The following is a 24,372-nucleotide window of genomic DNA, read 5'->3' on the forward strand; positions in this document are numbered from 1 at the left end:
TTCTTTCCTTGTGAACGTCAGGCGGAAATCAGCGTTTTTCCGGCAGCGGCGAGGCTTTCGGCGCCATCGATGACGCGCGCCCGCAAAGCGCTGACCTCGCCGAGCAGGTTTTCGGCGAAGAAGCGGCAAAGGGGAATACGGCCTTGATCGGCAAGAGCGCCGCGCGCCAGATAGGCGCCGCCGGCGGCAAGCGAGATCAGCCTGAGATAAGGCGTCGCACCCGCCAGCGCCTCGTCCGCCCGGCCTTCGGCCGCCAGTTTCTGCAGGAAGCGGGTCGCTTCGCCGAGATCGCCAAGTGCCGCGTCGAGAGCGTCGGCGGTGCGGCCGAAACCCTGCAGGTTCGAGGTCCGCACCGCTGCGGCCATATCAGCCAGTTCGGCGATATAACCATGCACATGGTCGCCGCCGCCGAGCGGCAGCTTCCGCATCACCAGATCGATCGCCTGAATGCCGTTGGTGCCCTCGTAGATCGGGGCGATGCGCGCATCACGATAGAAGGCGGCCGCTCCCGTCTCCTCGATGAAGCCCATGCCGCCATGAACCTGGAGGCCGAGTGAGGCAACCTCGACGCCGATATCGGTCGAGAACGCCTTTGCCAGCGGCGTCAGCAGATTGGCGCGGTCGCGCCAGTGGGCCGCCTCGTCACCGGCGGAGACACGGGCCATGTCGATGGCATGGGCACAGGAATAGCTGATGGCGCGCGCGGTTTGGGTCAGCGCCTTCATGGTCAGCAGGTTACGCTGGACATCGGGGTGATGGACGATCGGCGCCATACCCGTGCCAGTGTAGCTCGCTGCCTTGCCCTGCCGGCGTTCATTGGCATAGGCGATCGCCTTCTGCGTTGCGGCTTCCGCGACCGCTACCCCCTGCATGCCGACACAAAGCCGCGCATTGTTCATCATCGTGAACATGCAGGCGAGGCCCTTGTTCTCCTCGCCGATCAGCCAGCCGATAGCGCCGGGCTTGGCGCCCTGGAAACCATCGCCATAGATCATGGTGCAGGTCGGCGAGGCGTGGATGCCGAGCTTGTGCTCAAGTCCGGAACAGAAGACATCGTTGCGCGCGCCGAGCGCGCCATCGTCGCCGACCAGGAATTTCGGCACCAGGAACAGCGATATGCCGCGCGTGCCGGCCGGCGCATCGGGCAGCCGCGCCAGCACCAGATGGATGATGTTGTCGGTGAAATCGTGCTCGCCATAGGTGATGAAGATTTTCTGGCCGAAGATGCGGTAGCTGCCGTCACCCACCGGCTCCGCGCGGGCGCGCAAGGCGGCGAGGTCCGAACCGGCTTGCGGCTCGGTCAGGTTCATCGTGCCCATCCACTCGCCGGAGACGAGCTTTTCGAGATACTTTGCCTTGAGGTCTGTGGAGGCGTGTTTATCGAGCGCTTCGACAGCGCCCATGGTCAGCGTCGGGCCGATGCCGAAGGCCATGGCGGCGGAGTTCCACATTTCGAGCGCGGCAACGCCAAGCATGGTCGGCAGCGCCTGGCCGCCATATTCCTCAGGCCCGGAGAGAGCGTTCCAGCCGCCATCGATCCAGCGGCGATAGAGTTCCTTCCAGCCGGGTGGTGTGGTGACGGCAGCGTCCTTCAGCACGGCACCTTGCCGATCGCCGATCGTGTAGAGCGGTGCGACCTCTTCAGTGGCGAAGCGGCCGGCCTCGCCAAGAACGGCATCGACCAGGTCATCGCCGAGATCGCCGAACCTGCCGGCATCGAGCGCCGATTTCATGCCGGCGACGTGCTTGAGCGTGAAGGCGATATCCTCGACCGGTGCCCTATACATGCCGCTCACTCCTCCTGATGCATCGGCCCGCCCAACCCTAGAGCCGGCGCCGCTGCAAAACCACCCGCCATATCAGCGCTCTCCCATCTTTCCTCAAAAACGGCAACCAAGGCTCGCGACGCCAGGACTACCAAGGCATCGCCGTCCTCGCTAATTGCTCTCTTCCGATACTTTGCCCACAGCGCGCCCCGCGCCACATCATACAGCGTCAGCCCGTGGGGTCGCGTCAATGATCGCGACGCCAGATCGCTCCGACGACAAACGCCACCACGCCGTTGTAAGCGCCCGCCCTCTCGGCGTAGCCGTCCGCGACGCCCATGCCCCAATGCTTCCTGACGTCGGGCGTGTGGCTGAACCGACGGCACGCCGTTGGTAGGCGGTGCAGCGCACTCGTAGCGCGAGATCGATGGCCATGGCCGGAGCATCCTTGGCGCGCAGCGCCTCCAGGCCGAGCGTATGGGGTGATGGCAGCGGAGGCGATGCGCCATGATCTGCATCCCTGCCTTTATCAATGAGCCGACGTCGAAGCCATGCAGTGAACACAGCGAGAACATGGCTCGCGATCAACGGGAGTGAACACTTGTGGGTGATACAATCCAACAGCCAACTTCGATCTGCTCGCACCGACATACATTGAAAGTGCCAGAACCTAATAAGACTAGCTCAATCTGCGATAGCAATTGCTGGTTTTCGATCAATGTTGCCTCACACACCGCAAAACCCTAAAGACCGATGCTGGCAACGCTTCGGCGTACAGCTCTTATTCCATGGTGCCGGTTATCTCGGCGGATAGGTGAGATCGTGACAAAGTCAAAATGGACTGCGCCGGAAGATTACGAAATTACCCCCGCGACGCCATGGCTGGACTCGGCCAAACAGCGTAACTCGATACTAACCAAAGCGGCGCTTTGGCCTCGTCTACTTGCGGCAACGCAGTCATGAGTCCAAAATCCGGCAATGAAATTCGCTCGATATGCATTGTCCAAACAAAATTCATTGGTGATGTCACGCTGACATCTGCCTTGGTCCGTAATCTACGCCTCGCCTATCCCGACGCTTCGATTACAATGATATGCGCGCCTGGCCTTAAGCAATTCATTGTCGCGCAACAGATTGCCGACGTGGCGGTTGGCTTTGAACCCGGGGGCAGAGGAAGGACTCCGCTTAAGCGATTGACCGACTATTATGCCGTCATTTCTGCTCTGCGCGGTCAAAAATTCGATCTCAGTATTGATCTTACCGATACAAAAACCTCACGGATTATGCACCGTTTGACCGGCGCCACCGTTCGCGTTGGCTTCGATCCTCCCGAGCGTCCGTTTAAGTTCTGGGAAATCCAGATGGCAAATGTTCTCGCGGCGCCCTTAGGCCATGGTGGGTCCCATTATCTCTACAGATACTTGTCCCCATTGGGCGCCCTCGGATTAGCAATTCAAGATCCAACTCCTCGACTGCAGCCCACCAAGGGCGCCCAAGAGGAGTGTGCTAGGCTTCTTTCGGAAAACGCCTTGGCGACGAAATCATATGTGGCTGTGCATGCGGGCGCGAGGTCTGAGGGGCGTCGTTGGCCGCCGCAACATTTTGCCGCCGTCATTGATGAGATCTACGCCAAAACCGGACTGCGGTCTCTGATCATCGGTGGCCCTGATGAACGGCCCGTTGCGCAAAGCATAATTGAAACGGCAACGTCGCCGGTGGCCACTGTGGTCGGAAAGGCCTCGCTTGAAGTCCTTGTCGCGTTATTGGCAGAAGCGGCAATTTTCCTTGGCAATGACAGCGGCCCGATGCACGTTGCAGCGTCTGTTGGAACTCCGGCGGTGGGATTGTTCGGTCTGCAGTCTCCTGATCTATGGGGCCCGTTTGGTGTACCCAGCAAAACGCTCCGGCCGCCCGTGCCTTGTCCATGTATCGCTCCAGGTGTTTGTAAAGAATACAACCCTGGTGGGGTCTATTGTGTTCACCGGCTTCAGGTTGCTGAAGTCGCAGAGGCGACATTCGATCTCATCGAGACACAATCATGAGACGGCTCTCGACCAGCCCAAACGATGCGTGTAACTGCCTCGCATTTGATCCGTGACGTCATCGAACAGACGTGCCCCTCGATGCCGTTCGATCAACCACGCGATGCGAGATCGTTTCTTCGGCCGTCTCGTAGCTCACGTCCGTCTCGCCGCCAAGATACTCGCGAGCTCGACCTGACCCCATGAACGGTCACGTCGCCGGGCGTCAGATGCAGGAGCAGATGCTGGCAGTGCTTGGCTTCGCGCCTCGCCGTATCCGACACGGGAGGCAAGCTGCTCCCGGACGATGGTCATGGCGCGCGCATTTTTTACGTAAACGTCAACTTTTGTCACGCGGATTTTGCAATCGCGGCGGCGCGTATTAAGTTCAATCCATGCCGGATCAAGTCGACCGGCGACGGATCAGAACCAGCCAACCGGAACCGCCCATGCTTGCCAGACCCGACGCCTATCGCTGCATCGAATGCGGCCTGCCCTATCGAGCGGAGGGGTTCTGCTACCATGGCGGCAGACTGGACCACGGGGCCGCCTACTGGTCGGATCGCGGCATATTATGCTCGCCGCAATGCTCACTCGCCCACCACCGCAAACGCGCCGCCGAGGGCACGCTGCGGCAAGAGCCGGCTCCGGACCCGTTTGAATTCTAACAGCTGATGCGTCGCCAGCTTTTCTGAAGTCAGCCCCGAAAGTACTTCCTTAACCATAGCCGTTCAGGATTTGTCTTTGATCAACGGGGATTCCCTGTTTTGAAAAGGACGGCGCGTCTCCTTCGCCGCTTGAAGAGTGTCGTGCCGACGCCCTTCAAGCCATTGTTTCCTCCGCATGTCGTTGCCCCAAAACCGCTGCACACTTTTGGGCGACATCCGCTGGCGCTTCTCGCCTTGGCGGCGACGATGGCGCTGTCCACGGCGGCAAAGGCTTCGGATTTTTCCGAACCCTGGAAGAACGCCGACCGCGCTTTGGTGGTCGATGCCTACGAATACAATTCCATCGGTTGGGCCCAACTCGCCACCGACAAGCGGGTCGTCGGCTTCATCAACAAGGCCTCCGACGGCATGCCGCCGCCCTATTTCTGCCTGGGCAACGACATTGAGGTGAAGCTTTGCAAGGCGCTGTGGAAACGCCATGCGGTGACGCGCGAACTGTTCCAGACGCGCCGGGTGGTGGCCAAGGCACTCGGCCTGAAATGGGGCGCCTATCACCTTGCCCGCCCCGGCAATCCGGTCGAGCAGGCCAACAATTTCCTCGATTTCGCCGAGCCTGCGCCGGACGATCTCATGGCTCTCGACATTGAGGGCAATGATCCCTCGCAATGGATGTCGCTCGACGATGCCGAGGAGTTCGTCCGCCAGGTGCATCGGCGCATCGGCCGTTTCCCGGTGCTGTACACCAACGGCAAGACCGCCCAGTACATTGCCGACAACAGCTACCGATACCGGCTCCTGTCGCGGCTGCCGCTCTGGTATGCCCGCTATAAGTCCGACATCGACGTGCATTTTCCGATGGGCAACTGGCAAGGCTACGCACTGTGGCAGTTTTCGGCGCAAGCCAATTGCGGCCGTTTCCGCTGCCCTTACAGGGTTGCTGGCACGCCCAACGACATAGACGTTAATGTCGCGCCGACAGACGCCGCCACGCTGCGCGCGCAATGGCCGTTCGGCGGGCTTATCGACGTGCCGCCGGACTATCTCGCCTCTATACCGCTACCGGTTTCACGCGAGGCCGGCCTCGCAGGCAATGTCACCATCACCTATGCGTCTGTGGCCGCGCCGCCGACTTTCGAGGACATGGTCGCAGCGTTGGGGACACGCTGGTCCCGTTTCCGCGACGGCTTCCGCATGCCGGTCGTGAAGACGGTGCCCCGGAGACCGAGTTTCGGCATTGTACAATATGTCGCCTGGAAGCGGACCGAGCGGCGTTCGCCCGCACAACTCGACGCTGCCTTTGCCGCTGCCGATCCGCTCAGCACCGCTTCCACCGAACTCGATCGCGGCCAGCGGTAAGCCAACGCGGACTTCAGTTTCCCTGTTCGCGCGCCACCGCCTGCCAGCCGATATCGCGGCGGCAGAACCCGTCCGGCCAATCGATGCGGTCGAGCGCGGCATAGGCTCGTTTCTGCGCCTCGCCGACCGTGGCGCCTGATGCCGTCACGTTGAGGACGCGGCCGCCATTGGCCACCAGTGCGCCGCCATTGATGGCGGTGCCGGCGTGGAAGACCTGGACGCCGTCGCTCGCCGCGTCTTCGACGCCGCGGATGACCGAGCCCTTTTCCGGCGTGCCGGGATAGCCTCTCGCCGCCATCACCACGGTCAATGCCGCCTCGTCGCGCCAGCGCACCGAAGTATGTGCCAGCTGGCCGTCGGTTGCCGCGTTGAGCAGGACCAGCAGATCGTCCTTCAGCCGCATCATCAGCACCTGGCATTCCGGATCGCCGAAGCGGGTGTTGTATTCGATCAGCTTCGGCCCCTTGTCGGTGATCATCAGCCCGGCAAACAGCACGCCGGAGAAAGGCGCGCCCAGTTCGGCCATGCCGCGCATGCTCGGCTCGATGATCTCACGCATGGTGCGCTCGACCAGTTCCGAAGTCATCACCGGTGCCGGCGAATAGGCCCCCATGCCGCCAGTGTTCGGACCGGTGTCGCCGTCGCCGACGCGCTTGTGATCCTGCGCGGTGCCGAAGGGCAGTGCGGTGGTACCGTCGCAGAGGCAGAAGAAGCTCGCCTCCTCGCCGGTCATGAATTCCTCGACCACAACTTCCGCGCCGGCGGCGCCGAAGGAACCATCGAAGCAGGCATCGAGTGCTGCCTGTGCTTCACTGAGCGTCATGGCGACGGTGACGCCCTTGCCGGCAGCGAGCCCGTCGGCCTTGATGACGATCGGCGCCCCGGTCTTTTCGACATAGGCTTTGGCCGAGGCCAGGTCACTGAAACGGCCATAGGCGGCGGTCGGGATGTTGTAGCGGGCGCAGAGGTCCTTGGTGAAACCTTTCGAGCCTTCCAGCTGTGCCGCTGCCTTGGAGGGACCGAAGACGCGGATATTTTCGGCGCGCAGATCGTCGGCAATGCCGGCGACCAGCGGGCCTTCCGGACCGACCACGACGAGGTCGATTTTTTTCTCCCGGCAGAATGCGGTGACCGCGGCGTGATCGGCGATGTCGAGCTTGACCAGTTCGGCCTCGCCGCCAATGCCCGGATTGCCGGGGGCGGCAAAAAGCTTCGTCAGCAGCGGCGACGCGGCGATCTTCCAGGCGAGCGCATGTTCGCGGCCGCCGGAGCCCAGAAGAAGAACGTTCATGGCCACCTCTTGATGCCGAAATTCTGCTCTGGCGGCCATCTGATGGCGTTTTCTGCGCTTCCCGTTCTACTGCGTGCAGTAGAACTGAGCTCACGGACCAAATGTCCGCTCCGCTACGGTTCTCGAAACCACCACCATATGACTCGCCAGAGCGAATTTCGAAACAGTCTCTTGGAGACCCGCTATTGCTCTCCGGGCGACGGGTCAAGGCATCAGGGTGTTTAGATCGCAATTGCGCACGGGAACGTTATCCCCGCCGCCAATTTTCTGGCGATTCGCTAGGCGGAGAAAACCACCGGAAACCAGTCCTCGCGCAGCCTCTCGCCCGGCTGCATGCCATGGCCGTAATAGGGCGGCGAGGTACGGCCCGGCCGCTCGACATAGCGCGCATCGTCACCGACCCAGCGCAGCGACAGCGCCCGGCGCCGCGCCGCGGTCATATTGCCACGCGCGCCATGCGCGGTCCTGAAGTCGAACAGGATGGCGTCGCCCGGCTCCATTTCCCATTCGAGCACCTTCATCGAAGGGTCCTTGTCGGGATCGGGCACCGGCAGATAGTCGCCCTCGCCGGCATAGAAATTGCTATCGTCGAGCCAGCGCACCGGCAGGATCATCTTGTCCCATTTGTGCGAGCCGGCGATCAACCGCAGCGTCGCCTCTTTCACCGGGTCGATGGGTATCCAGAAGCTCACCGTCTGCTGGCCATCGACGAAATAGTAGGGGATGTCCTGATGCCAGGGCGTCGGCTTCTGCGTGCCGGGTTCCTTCACCAGCACATGATCATGGAAGAACTGCGCGGTGCGCGACTGCATCACCGCCGCCGCCAGTTCGGCGGCGGGTGAGTCCCGTACCAGGCTGACGAATTCGGGGATGCGCTCCCAGTTGCAGTAGTCATCGAAGAAACTACCGCGACCGTTGGCTATGTCGGATGCGGTGGCGCTGCGGTTCTGCATGTTGCGTTCGATGCCGGCGGCAATCGTGTCGACCCAGCCCTTGAAGGCGCCGCGAATGCAAACAGCGCCGTCACGCTGATAATCGGCAATCGTGGACGCGCCGATCCTGGTGGCGTCGAGGGTGGCAGTCCGGGAAGCCATGGCGTTCTCCTCTTGGAATAAAGCCACTATCGCAACAGTTAGTCATTCGGTAAAATAATAACTTTCGATCTGACATATAGAGTGCCCCTATGAGTGTGACTCTCACGCAGCTGCGCTATCTGGTTGCCGTGGCGCGTCACGGCAGCGTCACCGGCGCGGCAAAGATGCTGAACGTCTCTCAGCCTTCGATTTCGGTGGCGATCGACGCGGTTGAAAAGAATTTCGGCCAGAAACTGTTCGTCCGCCAGCGGGGAAGCGGCGTGTCGCCGACATCGTTCGGCCGCGCCGTCGTGGCCAAGGCAAGGCAGGTTCTCACCGAAACGGAGGAACTCATCGGCCTGGGTTCAAGCAAATCGGCTGTCAGCGGCGAGTTGGTGTTGGGATGCTTCGAGGATCTGGCGCCTTTCTTCGCGCCGGCTTTGATCCGCGCCTTCTCCGAACGCTATCCGGCCGTCAAGATCGTCGTTCGCGACGAGACGTTCGAGACGCTGGGTCGACGGCTGGGTGACGCGGCCATCGATCTCGGCCTGACTTATGATCTCAGCCTGCCGACGCATTTCGCCCGCATCCTGCTGCGTGAACTTCGCCCGCACGCGCTGTTGCCGGCAGGCCATGCCCTGGCGGATCGCCCGTCGGTCAGCCTTGCCGATCTGGCCGCCTATCCGCTGATCACCACCGACCAGCCGCACAGCTGGCAGCATATGCTCGACCTGTTCCGCAGCCGCGGCCTTTCGCCTGTGGCCGACATGACGACAAGCTCGTTCGAACTGCAACGGAGCATGGTCGCCAACGGCTTCGGCGTTGCGGTCAGCTACACCCGCCCGCATGGCGACCGCAGCTATGACGGGCTGCCGCTCATCTGCAGGCCGCTGTCCGATCCGCTGCCCATGCAGCGGATCCTGCTCACCTATGACACGCATCAGCGTGTGTCGAATGCAGCGCTGGCCTTCGTCGAGGTGGCCAAGGACTGGTTCGCCACCCGCGACATCTTTGCCTCGTGAAAGGCTGACGGGCGCCGCGTCTCCGCTTGCCGCTTGACGGTTTCCGCCGCTGCTGCCACTCCATGGGCATGGAAACCATCCAGTCGAAAGCGGCCCAGGGCCGTGTCGCCGATGCGCCGAACGGCCATTGGGTCTACCGCGTGCTACCGCGCTCGATATGGCCCTATGCGCAGCTTGCGCGGTGGGACAGGCCGATAGGCTGGCAACTGCTGCTGTGGCCGTGCTGGTGGTCGGCGGCCTTGGCGGCAAGCGCCTATCCGCGTCCCGGCGACCCGCTGCTCTCACTGCTGCCGGCGCCTTTGTATCTTGTGCTGTTCCTGGTCGGGGCCATCGCCATGCGCGGCGCCGGCTGCACCTACAACGACCTCGTCGACGAGGACATCGACAGCCAGGTGGAGCGCACGCGCTCGCGACCGCTGCCGTCAGGCAAGGCGACGCGCCGGCGGGCATGGCTGTTTCTCGTCCTGCAGGCCCTGGTCGGCCTCGTCGTGCTCATCCAGTTCAACAGCTTTGCCGTCCTGCTCGGCATCTGCTCACTGGCGGTCATCGCCATATATCCGTTCATGAAGCGGATAACCAACTGGCCGCAACTGGTGCTCGGCCTTGCGTTTTCCTGGGGCGCGCTGATGGGATGGGCGGTCGAGTTCGGCGATCTCGATGGGCCTGCTGTCATGCTCTATATCGGCTCGATCCTGTGGGTGATCGGATACGACACGATCTACGCGCACCAGGACAAGGAAGATGACGCCATTGTCGGCGTGCGCTCGACGGCACGCCTGTTCGGCGACAACACCAAGGCCTGGCTGGCCGGACTTTATGGCGGCGCGCTGATCTGCTTCGCCATCGCCTTCGCGTCGGCGCAGGCGCCGGTGGTGGCGCTGGCCGGGCTGATCGCCGCCGGCGCCCATATGGCGCGGCAGATCGCCGTGTTGGACATCGACAATCCGGACCAATGCCTGCGCCTGTTCAGGTCGAACAACCAGGTCGGCTGGCTGATCTTCCTCGGCCTGATCGGCGGCGCTGTGTGGGTGGCTCTGAAGCCGCTGGTTTAGCGGCTTCGCGTTTCAGCATTCCCAGCGGGACCATGCTCAGTCGCGCGAAATAATCTCCTGGCCGTCGATGACCAGCCTGAGACCGAGGTCGCCAGCTCTGCGGCGAGCGAGGAAACGCGGGCGGCGCGTGTTCGAAATCCGCCCCTTGCGCCGATCCTGCGGCGGCAGCGTCTTGATGGCGGCGCCGAGCGATTCTTCCAGGGTGCGGGCAACGCCGTCCGATTCGATGAGCAGCATCGGCAGGCGGTAAGCGTCGGCCCAGGCGCGCCAGTCGGCTGCGACATCGTCGAGATCGTCGGCCACCAGCAGCGGCACCGACAGCATCGGGTCGTTGTGCAGGAGTTCCAGGGTCACCGTGACATTGCCGTCCGGATCCTCCATGGCGCGGGCGGCAACGCCGCGGAACGCATTGGAAGGCAGAACGATGATCGCGGGCAGGCCGCTCATCTCGAGCAAGCGGCGGATCACGGCGCCGCGCTGGTCGATGGTGAAGGTTACATCGCCGTAGTCGTCGCGAGTCGCGTAGCTCACCACTTGCGGCAGGCGGAATGGGTCGAGACGCATGTTGCGTCCCGCCCAGACTGGCTTCAGTCCGGTGTTCATAGAGTGGCCTTCCTGTCTGTCTCCTGAGAGCCGGTGTCCGGTTCTCTCCGGGCCGGTTTTTCCAGCCTCGTTTGTATGGAGACAGTAGCGCGGGCTCCTTACCGCCCCGCTTAAGAAAGTCGGTTAAATTTTGCTGATCTCAGGGATGGTTATCGGAATCCCACCAGCCACAAGATGTCGAAAGGATCAGATAACCTTACCCGGATTCATAATGCCGGCCGGATCGAAAGCGGCCTTCACCCTTCGCATCAGATCGATCGCCATCGGCGGCGCGGTGGCGATCAGTTCGTCGCGCTTCAATTGGCCGATGCCATGCTCGGCCGAGATCGAACCGTGCAGGCTGCGCACCACATCGTGCACCGCCTTGTTCATGGGGTGATAGAGAGCGAGGAACGCCTCATCGTCGCCGTCGACGGGCCGCGAAATGTTGTAGTGGAGATTGCCGTCGCCCATATGGCCGAAGCAGACCACGCGCGCGCCGGCGCTCACCGACGCCACCGCGCCGGCGGCTTCTTCGATGAAACGCGGGATCGAGGCAATAGGCACCGAAATGTCGTGCTTGATCGAGGCGCCCTCCGGTTTCTGCGCCTCGGGCAGCAGCTCACGGAAATTCCAGAAGGCATCGCCCTGCGCGAGACTCGCGGCAATGACGGCGTCGCCGACGAATTCCTGTTCGAGGCCAGCCGACAGCACATCCTCGATCAACGCTCTCGAATCTTCCGACGAACGGCCTGATGAAATCTGCATCAGCACGTACCACGGCCAGTCCTCGATCAGCGGCCGCACCACACCCTGGGCATGCGCCAGGGTGAAATCATATGGCCGCCTGCCGATCAGTTCGAAAGCGGTGAGTGCTGCCCCGGCACGGTCCATGGCCAGGCCGAACAGCGAAAGTGCCGCCTCGGGCGACGACAGGCCGACGAAGGCGACTTCGCGCCCCTTCGGTTTCGGGAACAGTTTCAGCACGGCGGCGGTGATGACGCCGAGCGTGCCTTCGGCGCCGACGAACAGGTTTTTCAGATCGTAGCCGGTGTTGTCCTTCTTCAGCTTGCGCAGGTCGTCGAACACCTCGCCGGTCGGCAGCACCACCTCGACACCGAGGCAAAGTTCACGCGCATTGCCGTAGGCAAGCACGCCGGTGCCGCCGGCATTGGAGGAAAGATTGCCCCCGATCTGGCAGGAGCCTTGCGCGGCCAGCGACAGCGGGAACAGCCGGTCGGCGGCGTCGGCTGCCTCCTGCAGCGTCTGCAGGATGACACCGGCCTCGACCGTCACCGTGTTGGACAGGACATCGATCTCGCGGATGCGGTTCAACCGCGACAGCGACAGGACGATTTCGCGCCCGGACCTGTCCGGCACCTGCGCGCCGACCAGCCCGGTGTTGCCGCTTTGCGGCACGATCGGCGTTCCCGTCTCGGTCGCCAGCCGCATGATCCGGCTGACCTCGTCGACGCTGCCCGGCCGCAGCACCAGCGACGTCGCGCCGTGCCAGAGCCCACGTCGCTCAATGAGGTAGGGCGCGATGTCCTGCTGATCACGCAGCGCATATCTGTCGCCGACGATCGCAGCGAAGCGATCGATGAGGGCGGGATCGAGTGTCTTTGTGATTTCGATCATGGGGGAAACTATGTTGCGGGTTGCGTGATGTCACGAGGGGCGGCTGCACGCGACAGCCGATCGTTGATCGCTTCGCCGAGCCCGTCGCAGGGAATAGGCTCGACGGCGATGGTGCGCGCGCCGCTGCGGTCGAGTGCCTGCATACATGCGAACAGATTGCTTGCCGCTTCGCGCAGGTTCCCGGTTTCGGACAAATTGAGGAAGGCTTCGGCGCGGCGCCAGCCGTCCGCCCTCTGGCCGCCGAAGCCGAGCAAAGCCTCGCCCTCGCCGACCGTGCCGGCATTGAGCCGCATCGCGGCACCTGGCGCATAGTGCGAGGCAAGCATGCCCGGCGCCTCGATACTGGCGGTGCCGCCGCGCAACAGTTCCATGCCGATGGCCGCCTCGATCTCCTCGGCGGCGATGCCGCCGGGCCTCAGCAGCCGCATTCTTTCCCCCTCGGCCTTGAGAATCGTCGATTCCAGCCCGACCGGGGTCGCGCCGCCATCGACCACCAGCTTTATCCGCGCACCGAGATCGGCTGCCACCGCTTGCGCGGTCGTTGCGCTGATCCTGCCGGATGAATTGGCGCTGGGCGCGGCAAGCGGGCGGCCGAGCCTGGCGATCAGATCGCTACCAAAGCCCCTCGGCATGCGCAAGGCGATTGTATCGAGCCCGGCGGTGACCAGCGGATGGATGCCGTTGCCGGGCCGTTGCGGCAGCACCAGCGTCAGCGGACCGGGCCAGAACGCGCGCGCGAGTTTCTTCGACAGCGGATCGAACAGCGCGAGGCGCTCGGCCATCGCCATGTCGGCGACATGGGCGATCAGCGGGTTGAAGCGCGGCCGCCCCTTGGCTTCGAAGATGCGCGCGACGCCGATGCCGTTGGTCGCGTCGCCGGCCAGCCCGTAGACGGTTTCCGTCGGGATGGCGACGACATCGCCCTCCCTGAGCAGCGCCAGCGCCCGCTCCAGCGCCTCGCCCGAGCCAAGTATTTCAGCCACTCTTGTCACCTCACAGATGCGGGGTGCGTAGTACGATGGCGGCCATTGGGCAAGTCGGCTGTTGGGTAACCGTTTGTTGGCGAGCAGGAGCATTGGCGATTTATCAATCCCTAAAATGCTATGTTTCCACGAAAGCCGGCATCAATTCCGGCCTGCTATCGAACAGCTTCTGGGCAAAGGGGAGCGACATCAGTGTCTGCGCGTATCCTGCTGGGTATCATTCTTGCTGTTGCGGCCGGCGAAGCCCAGGCATCATCCCTGGTTTTTCCAGGCACGCCATCCTCCACACCATCGATCGTCAGGATCGGCGCTCCCAACCAGCCTGGAACCGTCGATGCGGTCAACACCAGCGATGCGCGGTCGGTGATGGCAGTAGGGGAAGCGCCGCCCGACGTCACCGATGAAAAGGTAGCGGCGATCCCGGACAAGCCCGCGACCGGACACGGCTTCCAGCCAGGCCCGATGGTCATCCGTGGCGGCGTTACCGGTCCCGATTTCCCGGCACCCGCGCCAACCGCTGCACCAGCGACCGGTGCCGCGCCGGCCGCTGGCACCGCGCCGGCAACGGCCACCGCTTCCGCTGCCCCCTCAGGGAACGCCGAGAACAAACCCGCCCCGCCGAGCGCTCCGGCCCCGGCAGCAGGGCAGCGCATGCCTCCCAACGGCTACACCAAGTAGCCTCGGCTCAAAGACAGCCGACATCGATGGCGTGACTTGACGGCGATCTGGCGCCCGGCGCACCATTGCCAGGCAGTCCCCGTTCCAGGCATTTCTGGCAGACGGGATTTCATCACTAGGGGTAAAGGGGGGTCCATGAGAAAATCTGGAATCGTAACCGGAGCAGGCTTATTGCTGGCGTCACTGCTTGGCGTCGTCGCGGCTCATGCCGACGACATGCTGGGATCCTATGTCGCGCGCATTTCCGATCGCGACCATCAGGCGAGTGACGGCTATGCGCTGGACAATGCCGCGCAGATGGTGCGGCAGGACCGCGCCAACTGGCACAAGTTCCACCGCCGTGACAGCGACGACGAGGCTGATGGCTGGTTCAGGACCAACGACCAGCGCGCCGACCTGCAGCGCATGCTGGAACGCGGCGGCGCGATGAGTTCCTCGACCAAGCGCGCCATCCTCAATGGCGAACCGCTGATCCAGGTCGACGTCTACGAAAACAGCGTGCGCGTCAGCATTCTCGAGAACTGACGGGCCGTCGCCGGGGCGGCTGACAGTCGGCTTCGGGGACGGCTGATAGGAAAAGGCGGCGCCTCGGCGCCGCCTTGCCATCGATAGACTCGGCGGCCGAAAAGATCAGGCCGCTTCTTCCTTGTCGTCGTCGTCTTCGGACTCGTCGCCTTCAGCCTTCACGCTGTCCTCGGCGTCGTCTTCGTCCTCGTCTTCATCTTCGTCGTCATCCGAGAGCGTGGCAGCTTCAGTGGACTCTTCGCCTTCTTCATCGTCGCCGTCTTCGTCGTCATCAGACAGGTCAGCGGCTTCGATCGCTGCGGCGGCGGCATGATCGAGAATGGTTTCGGAAGCGGATTCAAGCGCCTCGGCGGGAGCCGGGGTTTCTTCTGTCACTTCGATGTCGTGATCGGAATTCATGGAAGCCTCCGTGGGGTTGGGGAACATGTCCCTTTTGCCACGGAGAGATCATCGCCATATGACTGTAAGCCGGCTCGAACGGCCGGTAGCAAAGAATATTTTCTTCGCCTTAACCTGCGATCCTGGAGAAATCCGCGACCTGACCGGTGGCCGCGCGGATGCGGGCGAGCAGCGCCAGGCGGTTGGCACGCACCGCCTGATCCTCATCGTTTACAAGAACATGCTCAAAGAATGAATCAACCGGCTCGCGCAACACGCTAAGCGCCAGCAAGGCGCCGGAAAAATCATCGTTTTGAATCGCTTCGCCGGCTTGCTTCTCAGCCTGGTTCACCGCCGCAAACAGCGATTTCTCGGTATCCGCGCGAAACAGCGCCGGCTCAACGGTTTCGGCGACCGCCGTTTTCTTTTTCTCCTCGGCAGCCAGAATGTTGGCAGCGCGCTTGGTGCCGGCGAGCAGGTTCTTGCCGTCCTCGGTGTCGAGGAAGGAGCCGAGCGCCTCGACGCGGCGGACGATCTGCAAGAGGTCGTCGGACTGCGGCGTGATGACGGCATCGATGAGATCGTGTCGGGCGCCCTGATCGCGGAGGTAGACTTTCAGGCGGTCGTGGAAGAAGGACAGAAGGTCAGACGCTTTCCCGACGATGGCTGCCAGCGCCAGTCGAATATCATTCTCGACCAATATTCTAACCACACCCAGCGCCGCTCTACGCAGCGCATAGGGATCCTTCGACCCAGTCGGCTTTTCGTCGATTGCCCAGAAACCGACCAGCGTATCGAGCTTATCGGCAAGCGCCACTGTAATCGAAACCGGATCGCTCGATACGCGATCGGACGGGCCTTGCGGCTTGTAGTGTTCCTCCGCTGCAGCGGCGACCGATGCGTGCTCGCCCTGAAGCAGCGCATATTTGCGGCCCATGGCGCCTTGCAGTTCCGGGAACTCGCCGACGACTTCAGTGGTGAGATCTGCCTTGGCCAAGACGGCAGCGCGGCGCGCGAGTGCGGGATCGGCGCCGATGATCGGAGCCAGTTCTTCCGCCAATCGCTTGATCCGCTCCACCCGTTCGCCCTGCGTGCCGAGCTTGGCGTGGAAAGTCACGCCGAGATGGTCGAGGCGGGCCATGCGCTGGTCGAGCGGCTTCTTGAGATCAAGCCCGAATTTTTCCGCCGATGCCTCGAGCTCAGCCAGGTCAGGCAAATCGCCCTGGTCGGTCGTCCAGAAATAAAGCGCGTCGGACAGGCGGGCGCGCACCACCTTGCCGTTGCCGTGGGCGATCTCCTTGCCGCCATCCCTGGCTTCGATGTTGGCGGTTAGAATGAAGCGATTGGAAAGCGCGTCGTCGACACCCTGCGGCCGCGTCACAAAGCACTTCTGGTTGGCGCGGATGGTCAGTCGTATCACCTCGGCTGGAATGGCGAGGAATGCCTCCTCGAACTCGCCCATCAGCACGACAGGCCATTCGACCAGTCCGGACACCTCCTCCAGCAACCCTTCGTCCTCGACCAGATCAAGCCCGTTGGCGAAGGCGAGATTGCGGGCATCGGCAAGGATGATCTCCTTGCGGCGGTCGGCATCGAGCACGACCTTGGCCGCTTCCAGTTTGGAAACATAGTCGTCGAAGCGGCGCACCGTGATCGCATCAGGCGCATGAAAACGGTGGCCATAGGTGATGTTGCCGGAGCGGATGCCGTCGATCTCGAAATCGACCACGACAGGCTCCTCGGTCTCCGGGCCGAAGGTGCACAGGATCGATTGCAGCGGGCGCACCCAGCGCAATGAACCGGGCTTGGCCGAGGCCGGCCCCCAGCGCATCGATTTCGGCCACGGGAAATTGCGGATGATATCAGGCACCAGGTCCGCGATGATCTGTTCGGCCGCCCTGCCCGGCTTCGAAATGTGGGCGACATAAAAATCGCCCTTCTTCGGATCGGAATGGACATGCGCCTCGGCGATCGAGGAAAGTCCGGCCTTGCGCAGGAAGCCCTGGACCGCCTGTTCGGGCGCCGATGTCGAAGGCCCCTTGATCTCTTCGTTTATATCCTTCGAGCGCGCGGTGAGACCCCTGATGTCGAGGGTCAGCCGCCGCGGCGTCCAGTACTCGCGCGCCGCCTCATAGGTCAGCCCCGCCTCGACCAGGCCGTCAGTCAGCATCTTCCTGAGATCGCCAGCCGCCTTGCGCTGCATGCGGGCGGGAATCTCTTCCGAGCGGAGTTCTAGAAGCAGGTCAGGCATGGATGGGGCTCACGCGGCAAAATGGTCCGGGCGGGGGCATAGCAACTCGGCTGGCCGCTGTCACCCTTTCCGCACGGGGATCGCCGATTTGCGCCCGTTTCCAGAAATTTTGGCCGCCCTGTCGGGACGAGACCGCGCCACCCGTCCTTGGATCAAAGATTTCCATGAACCGAACGCAGCGCTGAAGCGACCCACGCTCAGGCAGGGAACATTTGGCTCAACGACCATGAAAACGGCATCCAGACTTCTGCAGATCCTCGCACTCGGCGCCTGCTTCACCGCGCAGGCTCACGGTGCCTTCTCGATGCCGGGCGTTCGACAGGCATTGCGCACAATCGACGGTGCCAGCAGCCAGAACATACTGCCGATCAAAGCTTCCTTCGAGATGATGAAGCGGGCCTGAGACTCAGGCCGCCAGGCCACCCGCCTGCGTCTTCAAAAACGCCTCACCGCAGGCCTTCGCCAGATTGCGCACCCGCAGGATGTAGCTCTGTCGTTCGGTGACCGAAATCACGCCGCGCGCGTCAAGCAGGTTGAAGACATGGCTGGCCTTGATGCACTGATCATAGGCCGGGAAAACCATGCGGTGCATCGGCAGATTGTCGTTCGATGCCGGCGCGCCGGCATCGAGCAGCGCCTTGCATTCGGTCTCGGCGTCCTCGAAGTGGCGCAGAAGCATCGCCGTGTTGGCGTGTTCGAAATTGTGGCGCGAATATTCCTGCTCGGCCTGCAGGAAGACATCGCCATAGGTGACCTTGTCGGCGCCTTCTCGGCCGTTGAAATTGAGCTCGTAGACATTGTCGACGCCCTGCACATACATGGCCAGCCGCTCCAGCCCGTAGGTGAGTTCGCCGGCCACCGGCGCGCATTCGATGCCGCAGACCTGCTGGAAGTAGGTGAACTGCGAGACTTCCATGCCGTCGCACCAGCATTCCCAGCCGAGACCCCAGGCGCCCAGCGTCGGGCTTTCCCAATCGTCCTCGACGAAGCGGATGTCGTGCAGCAGCGGATCGACGCCGATCGCTGCCAGCGAGCCGAGATAGAGTTCCTGCAAGTTGGGCGGGTTCGGCTTCAGGATCACCTGGTACTGGTAATAATGCTGCAGCCGGTTCGGGTTCTCGCCATAACGCCCGTCCTTGGGGCGGCGCGAGGGCTGGACATAGGCAGCGTTCCAGCGTTTTGGGCCGAGCGCGCGCAGCGTCGTTGCCGGATGAAAGGTGCCGGCGCCGACTTCCATGTCGTAGGGTTGCAGGATGACGCAGCCGTAGGCCGCCCAATAGTTGTGCAAGGTCAGGATCAGCCCCTGGAACGAGCGGCTGGGATGCATATGGGCGGGGATTTCAATTGTCACGGGTGGCCTCGACAGCACAGGCTAGCTTGCCGGCACGTCCTAGAGACACGGCGGCGAAGCGTCAAGCAAAGCACGACGATGCGGTCGCGCCGACATTATGGACAATGTTGAAAGCTTTGCAGGGGCTGGCCCATTGCCCATCTCTCGGGCCTGCGCTCTGTTCGCCTGTGCAGCAACGACAACAGGTTCCAGCCATGCCCAGCCCGATCGTCATCCGCCCCGTTGCGCGACAGGATTTCGAGCAATGGCTGCCGCTGTGGGACGGCTACAATGCATTTTATGGCCGCTCGGGCGAAACGGCCCTGCCGGGTGAGATTACCCAGATGACATGGTCGCGTTTCTTCGATGCCTATGAGCCGGTCCACGCGCTGGTGGCCGAAAGCGAGGGACGGCTTCTCGGCCTCGTGCATTATCTCTTCCATCGCAGCACCACGGCGATCGCGCCCAATTGCTATCTGCAGGACCTTTTCACCACGCAGGCATCGCGTGGCAAAGGCATCGGACGGGCGCTGATCGAGGGCGTCTACGAGCGTGCCCAGGCGGCCGGCTCAGGCCGGGTATACTGGCTGACGCATGAGACCAATCACACGGCAATGAAGCTTTACGACAAGGTCGCCGAACACTCCGGCTTTGTCGTCTATCGCAAGCTCTTCTGAGGCAGCCAGCCGAATACGCGGTTCAAACGAAAACGGGACCCTGAAAAGAGCCCCGTTTGCGTTGAATTCAAATGGCTGACTTCATCCCTTCGGGGCGGGCACCGGCTCCGGCTTGACCTTCGGGGTCTCCTGCGCCGTGTTGGATTCGATCGGCGGCAGGCCCTTCATCAGCTTCTGCTGCAAGTTGGCCAGCACATCGGGATCCGGCTTCAGGTCGCGAGCCTGGTTCCACTGGAAGGTGGCTTCCAGCTTGCGGCCGACGCGCCAGTACGCATCGCCCAGGTGGTCGTTGAGAACCGGATCTTCCGGCTTCAGCGACACGGCGCGTTCCATTTCGCGCACCGCGTCATCGAACCTGCCGAGGCGGAAATAGGCCCAACCCAGCGAATCGACGATGTAACCGTCGCTCGGCCTGAGGTCGACGGCCTTCTGAATCATCGCCAGCCCTTCCTTGAGATTCATGTTCATGTCGACCCAGGAATAGCCGAGATAATTCAGCACCTGCGGCTGGTCGGGGAACAGTTCCAGCGCCTTGCGGAAGTTCGGCTCGGCCTTGGGCCATTCCTTCAGGCGCTCATAGGCGATGCCGCGCTGGTAGAAGATGTTCCAGTTGGCTGCGGTCGGCGTCTTCAGCGCCTCGACAGCCTTGTCGTAGAGTGTGGCGGCCGAACGGAAATCCTCCTTCGAGGAATAGACGCCACCGAGCGCCAGATAGGCGCGCATGTCATTGGGATGGGCGTCGACGAAAGCCTTCAGATGAGTGATCGCTTCTTCGTGACGGTCGAGATCGGCAAGGTTGAGGCCGAGTTGCAGGTCCGAAAGCTCCTTCAGCGGCGAACCGGCGGGAATCCGGCGATAGAGCGCGATGGCGCCTTCGCCGTCCTTCAATTGCTCGGACACGGCAGCGAGTTGCACAAGGGCAGCGTCGCTGTCAGGCTTCAAAGCAAGCGCATATTGCAGATAGAGGCGCACGAACGGCTCGCCGCCGCCACGGTTGAGCGCGGTGGCGAGGTCGAGCAGGATTTCGGAGGCGCCATCGGATGGGCCGGCCACCAGGGGCGCAATCTTGTCGCCTTTTGCAATTCGGTCGCGCAAGGCGACGATTTCCAGCTTGCCAGGCGAAAACGCCTCGGCCTGGTCGAGCACCGACAGCGCCTTGGTCTTGTCGCCCTTGCGGGCCAGGAACGAGGCGTAGGCCTGGGCATTGCGCATCCAGGTTTCGGGAGCGGCACCACCGGCGGCGGTATCCTGCATGGTCGCGGCATAGATGGCCTCGGCCTTTTCGGGCATGCCGGATGCATCAGCGATCAGGGCGCGGTGGAACGACTTGAACAGGCCGAACCAATCCGGCCCCTGCAGCTTGTCGATGGACGCCATCGCATCGGCAGGCTCGCCGGCGCCTTGCTGCGCCCAGCCGGACATCACCCCGGAGATCAGCCGGTCGAGATCGGATTCCAGCGACAGCTTGAGCCAGTACTGCGCCTTGGTGAAATCCTTCTTGTGGAAGGAATCGACGGCGAGTGCCAGTCGCGAGAAACGCTCGACGTCAGGCACTTCCTTGAGCTTGTCGGCATAGACCAGGGATTCGTCGAAGCGCCCTTGCGCGATCAGCGACAGCATCAGGCTCTGCTGCAGGCCGGTGTCGCTCGGATCGAAGGCCAATGCTTGCTTGTAGTAGGCGATGGCGCTGTCGAGGTCGTTATCGCCTTCGGCGATCCGGGCTGCCAGATAGGCGCCCGAAAACGACGTGATCTTGACCGGTTCGGTGGTTTGCTTGGCATAGGCCGGCAAAGCCGAGATCGCCATGCCTGTCACAATTGCCAGCCTTGTCAGCCAGCGCGCACGTCCTTGCCGCATCGTATCCCTTTCAGCCAGGCGCCATCTCCGCGTCAGCGGGATCGGCGTAGACTCGATCTTTCCAGGCAAAGCATGGCCTTTTTGGGGTCGCGCTTCAATCCGCCTCGAATTCACAATCCGGGCACCCGATTAACAAATCATGGCGACAGGCACCAGTTTCCGCTCTTGGGATTTCGGCCATGGCCCTACGCGGCGCCGAATATATCACAGATTCGACCGCTGAGGCTCCGCTTCGACCGCGAAGGGTCGGGCCAATATCAGCCCTCGCCTGGCGAGGCAGACCGCTGCACCAGCGTGTCGCCGTAGCCGCCGGCCGCTATCGTGCTGCACAGTTCGTTCCATTCGCAGCCGCCGCAGGCCTTGCGTACACGGCCAGCCGAAAAGGCCTGCCGCATCCGGCCCAGCATCGCAGCATCGAGATCAAGACGGGCGCCGACGCGGATTGGCCGCGCCAGCAACTCGCCCACATCCTGCGTGGCGAGCCGGTCCCGCTCGACGACACTCTCGTTGAGGCAGTGCGGTTCCAGCTCATCAAGCAACGGGGCGCAGACATCGTCCGGGCCGGAAACGAGGAGGATGTCCTCGCCCCGGCTCAGGCGCTCCGCTACGCGATCATAATTGGCGGTGAAGGCGGGGCTGTATCCCTTGCCCACATAGGTGAGCAGGCAAAGGAGGTGGTGGGCGCGCAGCCTGATCGTCACGGATTGACCGGCTTGGCCTTGCCGCCGCGAAGCGCCATGAGGGTCGCGGCACCCAGCGCCGACTTGAGCAAGCCGCCGACGATGAACGGCAGGAAGCCGAAGGTAACGGCCTGTTCGGCTCCAATCATGACGGCAAGCCATGCTGTGCCCAGCACGAGGCAGGCAAGATTGCCAAGCAGCATGGCGACAAATGCCAGCACCACTCTGTTGCCGTTCCAGCCGCGTTCGGCCAGCCAGCCGACGAGGGCGCCGACAAGCGGGAAGGCGAAGAGATAGCCAGCCGTCGGCCCGACGAAATGCGCCGCACCCGCTGCCCCTCCGGACAGAACGGGAAAGCCTACAGCGCCCTCGACCAACCAGGCGGCGATGGTGAGCGCGCCAAGCCGCCAGCCATAGAGCGCGCCGACCAATGTCACGGCGAAGGTCTGCATCGTCACCGGGACCGGCACCATCGGCACTTCGACGTAGGATGACAGCGTCAGGAACAGGGTGCCGAGCACGACGGCTCCGACCTGCCAGGCAAGGGAACGATCCTGAAGCCGGAGCGGACTGAACGACGGCTTGCTGGGTGAGAATGCGACGTCTGTCATTGGGATTCCTTCGATCGATTTCAAATTATAGATAATTTCTGTTTTCGATCTATTATCGAATCCACACTTCCCTGGAGATTGCAAGCCCTGGCTTTGGCCGAGGCCGTCTAACCTACGATGGCGAAGGCTTCGCGCGTCGTTCCGGAAGCCGTCCTGACCGGCTTGCGGCCAATCCATTGGACGTGCCGCCCCAGTGTGACGGCCGCCGATTCGGTGTTTCCCTGCCGCAAGGCGGCGAGGATCGCGCGATGGTCCTGATCGGTGCGTGTCTCCCACTCCGAGCGCCATGCCGCGAACAGGAAACGGGCGCTTGCCGCGTGCAGATCGTCGATGGTCGCGAGCAGGCGCGGCATGCCGCATGGCGCGAGGATCAAGCGGTGGAAGGCGCGGTTGGCTTCCTCCCACGACCTGACATCGCGGGACTTGTCGCCGGCCTTGGTCGCCTCCTCGGCGAGATCGAGAATGGCCGATGTCAGATGCGGCGCGGCGTGGCGCAGCGCCAGCACTTCAAGGGCGGCGCGCATTTCGGCGACTTCCTTGACCTCGCCCAGATCGAAAGACGCGACACGCACGCCGCGGCGCGGCTCGCCGATGGCCAGCCCTTGCGCCTCGAGGCGGCGGAAGGCCTCGCGCACCGGAACATGGCTGGTTTGGAATTCCTCGGCGATATGATCCTGCCGAAGCCTGGCCCCCGGCTCGATCGCACCGGAGATGATGCGGTCCGCCAGAACCTTGCTGATGCGCACCGCGATGGTGTCGTCTGTGCCCTTTGCCATGTTTTATAGATAATTTGCGGCAGGGCGGCTTGTCGAGACGGCGGGACCGAATTCCTAAACTTCCTCTTAGCGCAGGCCAGAGGTAGCGTCGCGAAAGACCAGCCTTTAGTTGACCCGGCTGATGCAGAAATCGATGACGTCGATCAGCGCCGATTTCTGCGGCGTCGCTTCGAGCGGCGCCAGTGCGTCGCGGGCAATCTCGCCGAAATGGCGCGCGCGTCCGATCGTGTCGGCAATGGCGCCGTGGCGGGTCATCAGGCCGGTCGCCTTTTCCAGGCCGGCGTCATCGGCGACATTGTCCTCGATGGCGCGCTTCCAGAAGGTGCGCTCGGCCTTGGTGCCGCGCCGATAGGCGAGAATGACCGGAAGCGTCACCTTGCCCTCGCGGAAATCGTCGCCGACGTTCTTGCCCAGATCCTTGCTGGTGCCGCCATAGTCCAGCGCGTCGTCGATCAGCTGGAAGGCCAGGCCGAGATTCATGCCATAGGAGCGCAGCGCGGCGCGATCGTTGCGCGTCGCCTGGGCAATAACCGGGCCGACCTCGGCAGCAGCCGAAAAAAGTGCGGCGGTCTTGGCCTTGATGACGGCGAAATGCTCGTCCTCGGTGGTTTCGAGGTTCTTGGCGGCGGCAAGCTGCATGACCTCGCCCTCGGCGATGATCGAGGCCGCACTCGACAGGATATCGAGCGCTTCGAGCGAGCCGACATCGACCATCATGCGGAAAGCCTGGCCGAGCAGGAAGTCGCCGACCAGCACGCTTGCCTGGTTACCCCAGATCATGCGGGCGGTCTTCTTGCCGCGGCGCATGCCGCTCTCGTCGACGACATCGTCGTGCAGAAGCGTCGCGGTGTGCATGAATTCGACGGAGGTGGCGAGCTTGACGTGGCCCTCGCCGGCATAGCCGAACATCTGGGCTGCGGCCAGCGTCAGCATCGGCCGCAGCCGTTTGCCGCCGGACGAGATCAGATGGTTGGCGACCTCCGGGATCATCTCGACGTCGGAGCCGGCCTTGGACAGGATCAATTCATTGACGCGCCCCATATCGGCGGCAGTCAGATCGATCAGATCCTTGATGGAGGCGGGCTCCCGCTTCCCGTTTTCGATGTTGAGAACGACACCCACGACAATCACTCCCGTCTTGGTATAGAGCGTGCGAC

The 24,372-nt window shown here is 62.9% G+C and carries 23 protein-coding genes; 9 read left to right on the forward strand and 14 right to left on the reverse strand.

The annotated features are described in order from the left end of the window. Nucleotides 1-17 precede the first annotated feature (17 nt). Nucleotides 18-1,787, reverse strand: coding sequence for an acyl-CoA dehydrogenase (locus tag M729_RS0133350; protein ID WP_027164162.1), 1,770 nt, complete (start codon nucleotides 1,785-1,787; stop codon nucleotides 18-20). Between the two features lie 938 nt (nucleotides 1,788-2,725). Between M729_RS0133350 and M729_RS0133365 the strand changes: the two genes are divergently transcribed. From M729_RS0133365 to M729_RS0133375, 3 genes are all read left to right on the forward strand, one after another. Then, nucleotides 2,726-3,808 (forward strand): glycosyltransferase family 9 protein, encoded by a 1,083-nt coding sequence (locus M729_RS0133365; RefSeq protein WP_027164164.1) that lies wholly within the window; start codon nucleotides 2,726-2,728, stop codon nucleotides 3,806-3,808. A 428-nt stretch (nucleotides 3,809-4,236) separates the two neighbouring features. After that, nucleotides 4,237-4,455 carry a hypothetical protein gene (locus M729_RS0133370; RefSeq protein WP_013532811.1) on the forward strand — a complete coding sequence of 73 codons (219 nt, stop codon included), beginning with the start codon at nucleotides 4,237-4,239 and terminating at the stop codon, nucleotides 4,453-4,455. 246 nt (nucleotides 4,456-4,701) lie between these two features. Next, a complete protein-coding gene (locus M729_RS0133375) occupies nucleotides 4,702-5,811 on the forward strand; it encodes a glycoside hydrolase family 25 protein (protein WP_032809930.1) in 1,110 nt (369 codons plus the stop codon). 13 nt (nucleotides 5,812-5,824) lie between these two features. Here the strand turns inward: M729_RS0133375 and purD are convergent, their stop codons facing one another. Beyond that, a complete protein-coding gene (gene purD / locus M729_RS0133380; RefSeq protein WP_027164166.1) occupies nucleotides 5,825-7,102 on the reverse strand; it encodes a phosphoribosylamine--glycine ligase in 1,278 nt (425 codons plus the stop codon). A gap of 278 nt (nucleotides 7,103-7,380) precedes the next feature. Then, the gene (locus tag M729_RS0133385) at nucleotides 7,381-8,196 is read right to left on the reverse strand and encodes a phytanoyl-CoA dioxygenase family protein (protein ID WP_027164167.1); all 816 of its coding nucleotides are present in this window, start codon (nucleotides 8,194-8,196) and stop codon (nucleotides 7,381-7,383) included. Nucleotides 8,197-8,285: 89 nt separating this feature from the next. Between M729_RS0133385 and M729_RS0133390 the strand changes: the two genes are divergently transcribed. Then, entirely contained in the window at nucleotides 8,286-9,197 is a 912-nt protein-coding gene (locus M729_RS0133390) for a LysR family transcriptional regulator (protein WP_027164168.1), read from the forward strand. Between the two features lie 68 nt (nucleotides 9,198-9,265). Beyond that, nucleotides 9,266-10,249: a 4-hydroxybenzoate octaprenyltransferase gene (gene ubiA, locus M729_RS0133395; RefSeq protein ID WP_027164169.1), complete on the forward strand. Its 984-nt coding sequence runs from the start codon at nucleotides 9,266-9,268 to the stop codon at nucleotides 10,247-10,249. Nucleotides 10,250-10,285: 36 nt separating this feature from the next. On the opposite strand, the gene M729_RS0133400 is transcribed toward ubiA, so the two are convergent. The 3 genes from M729_RS0133400 to M729_RS0133410 form a co-directional block, all read right to left on the reverse strand. Beyond that, nucleotides 10,286-10,852 (reverse strand): DUF6101 family protein, encoded by a 567-nt coding sequence (locus tag M729_RS0133400; RefSeq protein ID WP_024502652.1) that lies wholly within the window; start codon nucleotides 10,850-10,852, stop codon nucleotides 10,286-10,288. Between the two features lie 186 nt (nucleotides 10,853-11,038). Next, nucleotides 11,039-12,469, reverse strand: a complete 1,431-nt coding sequence (locus tag M729_RS0133405) for an FAD-binding oxidoreductase (RefSeq protein ID WP_027164170.1) — start codon at nucleotides 12,467-12,469, stop codon at nucleotides 11,039-11,041. 8 nt (nucleotides 12,470-12,477) lie between these two features. Beyond that, on the reverse strand, nucleotides 12,478-13,452 hold the full coding sequence (locus tag M729_RS0133410) for an L-threonylcarbamoyladenylate synthase (RefSeq protein ID WP_027164171.1): 975 nt from the start codon (nucleotides 13,450-13,452) through the stop codon (nucleotides 12,478-12,480). 192 nt (nucleotides 13,453-13,644) lie between these two features. On the opposite strand from M729_RS0133410, the gene M729_RS0133415 reads away from it, so the two are divergent. Continuing rightward, the gene (locus M729_RS0133415; protein ID WP_024502649.1) at nucleotides 13,645-14,130 is read left to right on the forward strand and encodes a hypothetical protein; all 486 of its coding nucleotides are present in this window, start codon (nucleotides 13,645-13,647) and stop codon (nucleotides 14,128-14,130) included. A gap of 135 nt (nucleotides 14,131-14,265) precedes the next feature. Further along, nucleotides 14,266-14,655 carry a hypothetical protein gene (locus M729_RS0133420; RefSeq protein WP_027164172.1) on the forward strand — a complete coding sequence of 130 codons (390 nt, stop codon included), beginning with the start codon at nucleotides 14,266-14,268 and terminating at the stop codon, nucleotides 14,653-14,655. Between the two features lie 105 nt (nucleotides 14,656-14,760). Here M729_RS0133420 and M729_RS0133425 read toward each other — a convergent pair whose 3' ends face one another. Continuing rightward, nucleotides 14,761-15,054, reverse strand: coding sequence for a hypothetical protein (locus tag M729_RS0133425; protein ID WP_027164173.1), 294 nt, complete (start codon nucleotides 15,052-15,054; stop codon nucleotides 14,761-14,763). Nucleotides 15,055-15,163: 109 nt separating this feature from the next. After that, nucleotides 15,164-17,284: a glycine--tRNA ligase subunit beta gene (gene glyS, locus M729_RS0133430; RefSeq protein ID WP_027164174.1), complete on the reverse strand. Its 2,121-nt coding sequence runs from the start codon at nucleotides 17,282-17,284 to the stop codon at nucleotides 15,164-15,166. Between the two features lie 88 nt (nucleotides 17,285-17,372). Here glyS and M729_RS1000000138705 point away from each other — a divergent pair, with 88 nt between their 5' ends. Further along, nucleotides 17,373-17,687: a hypothetical protein gene (locus tag M729_RS1000000138705; RefSeq protein WP_156949366.1), complete on the forward strand. Its 315-nt coding sequence runs from the start codon at nucleotides 17,373-17,375 to the stop codon at nucleotides 17,685-17,687. Nucleotides 17,688-17,690: 3 nt separating this feature from the next. Here M729_RS1000000138705 and M729_RS0133440 read toward each other — a convergent pair whose 3' ends face one another. Next, the gene (locus M729_RS0133440; RefSeq protein WP_196815393.1) at nucleotides 17,691-18,611 is read right to left on the reverse strand and encodes a glycine--tRNA ligase subunit alpha; all 921 of its coding nucleotides are present in this window, start codon (nucleotides 18,609-18,611) and stop codon (nucleotides 17,691-17,693) included. Nucleotides 18,612-18,829: 218 nt separating this feature from the next. On the opposite strand from M729_RS0133440, the gene M729_RS0133445 reads away from it, so the two are divergent. After that, nucleotides 18,830-19,291 (forward strand): GNAT family N-acetyltransferase, encoded by a 462-nt coding sequence (locus tag M729_RS0133445; RefSeq protein WP_024502644.1) that lies wholly within the window; start codon nucleotides 18,830-18,832, stop codon nucleotides 19,289-19,291. An 81-nt stretch (nucleotides 19,292-19,372) separates the two neighbouring features. On the opposite strand, the gene M729_RS0133450 is transcribed toward M729_RS0133445, so the two are convergent. The 5 genes from M729_RS0133450 to M729_RS0133470 all read right to left on the reverse strand — a co-directional run bounded on the left by M729_RS0133450 (nucleotide 19,373) and on the right by M729_RS0133470 (nucleotide 24,337). Further along, nucleotides 19,373-21,148, reverse strand: coding sequence for a tetratricopeptide repeat protein (locus M729_RS0133450; RefSeq protein WP_013532826.1), 1,776 nt, complete (start codon nucleotides 21,146-21,148; stop codon nucleotides 19,373-19,375). 257 nt (nucleotides 21,149-21,405) lie between these two features. Continuing rightward, on the reverse strand, nucleotides 21,406-21,849 hold the full coding sequence (locus M729_RS0133455; RefSeq protein WP_024502643.1) for a DUF1284 domain-containing protein: 444 nt from the start codon (nucleotides 21,847-21,849) through the stop codon (nucleotides 21,406-21,408). Further along, a complete protein-coding gene (locus M729_RS0133460) occupies nucleotides 21,846-22,439 on the reverse strand; it encodes a biotin transporter BioY (protein ID WP_027164175.1) in 594 nt (197 codons plus the stop codon). The genes M729_RS0133455 and M729_RS0133460 overlap by 4 nt, the downstream gene beginning before the upstream one ends. Nucleotides 22,440-22,546: 107 nt before the next feature. Beyond that, the gene (locus M729_RS0133465) at nucleotides 22,547-23,215 is read right to left on the reverse strand and encodes a GntR family transcriptional regulator (protein WP_027164176.1); all 669 of its coding nucleotides are present in this window, start codon (nucleotides 23,213-23,215) and stop codon (nucleotides 22,547-22,549) included. 105 nt (nucleotides 23,216-23,320) lie between these two features. Next, nucleotides 23,321-24,337, reverse strand: coding sequence for a polyprenyl synthetase family protein (locus M729_RS0133470; RefSeq protein ID WP_013532830.1), 1,017 nt, complete (start codon nucleotides 24,335-24,337; stop codon nucleotides 23,321-23,323). Between the last annotated feature and the right edge of the window lie 35 nt (nucleotides 24,338-24,372).

The sequence above is a fragment of the Mesorhizobium sp. WSM1293 genome (assembly GCF_000513875.1).
GTDB classification, from domain to species: domain Bacteria; phylum Pseudomonadota; class Alphaproteobacteria; order Rhizobiales; family Rhizobiaceae; genus Mesorhizobium; species Mesorhizobium ciceri.

Bases quoted from the DNA above. Each gene is read 5' to 3' on its own strand.
- M729_RS0133350 (WP_027164162.1), bottom strand. From the start codon at position 1,787: ATGTATAGGGCACCGGTCGAGGATATCGCCTTCACGCTCAAGCACGTC.
- M729_RS0133365 (WP_027164164.1), top strand. From the start codon at position 2,726: ATGAGTCCAAAATCCGGCAATGAAATTCGCTCGATATGCATTGTCCAA.
- M729_RS0133370 (WP_013532811.1), top strand. From the start codon at position 4,237: ATGCTTGCCAGACCCGACGCCTATCGCTGCATCGAATGCGGCCTGCCC.
- M729_RS0133375 (WP_032809930.1), top strand. From the start codon at position 4,702: ATGGCGCTGTCCACGGCGGCAAAGGCTTCGGATTTTTCCGAACCCTGG.
- purD (WP_027164166.1), bottom strand. From the start codon at position 7,102: ATGAACGTTCTTCTTCTGGGCTCCGGCGGCCGCGAACATGCGCTCGCC.
- M729_RS0133385 (WP_027164167.1), bottom strand. From the start codon at position 8,196: ATGGCTTCCCGGACTGCCACCCTCGACGCCACCAGGATCGGCGCGTCC.
- M729_RS0133390 (WP_027164168.1), top strand. From the start codon at position 8,286: ATGAGTGTGACTCTCACGCAGCTGCGCTATCTGGTTGCCGTGGCGCGT.
- ubiA (WP_027164169.1), top strand. From the start codon at position 9,266: ATGGAAACCATCCAGTCGAAAGCGGCCCAGGGCCGTGTCGCCGATGCG.
- M729_RS0133400 (WP_024502652.1), bottom strand. From the start codon at position 10,852: ATGAACACCGGACTGAAGCCAGTCTGGGCGGGACGCAACATGCGTCTC.
- M729_RS0133405 (WP_027164170.1), bottom strand. From the start codon at position 12,469: ATGATCGAAATCACAAAGACACTCGATCCCGCCCTCATCGATCGCTTC.
- M729_RS0133420 (WP_027164172.1), top strand. From the start codon at position 14,266: ATGAGAAAATCTGGAATCGTAACCGGAGCAGGCTTATTGCTGGCGTCA.
- M729_RS0133425 (WP_027164173.1), bottom strand. From the start codon at position 15,054: ATGAATTCCGATCACGACATCGAAGTGACAGAAGAAACCCCGGCTCCC.
- glyS (WP_027164174.1), bottom strand. From the start codon at position 17,284: ATGCCTGACCTGCTTCTAGAACTCCGCTCGGAAGAGATTCCCGCCCGC.
- M729_RS0133440 (WP_196815393.1), bottom strand. From the start codon at position 18,611: ATGCATCCCAGCCGCTCGTTCCAGGGGCTGATCCTGACCTTGCACAAC.
- M729_RS0133445 (WP_024502644.1), top strand. From the start codon at position 18,830: ATGCCCAGCCCGATCGTCATCCGCCCCGTTGCGCGACAGGATTTCGAG.
- M729_RS0133450 (WP_013532826.1), bottom strand. From the start codon at position 21,148: ATGCGGCAAGGACGTGCGCGCTGGCTGACAAGGCTGGCAATTGTGACA.
- M729_RS0133460 (WP_027164175.1), bottom strand. From the start codon at position 22,439: ATGACAGACGTCGCATTCTCACCCAGCAAGCCGTCGTTCAGTCCGCTC.
- M729_RS0133465 (WP_027164176.1), bottom strand. From the start codon at position 23,215: ATGGCAAAGGGCACAGACGACACCATCGCGGTGCGCATCAGCAAGGTT.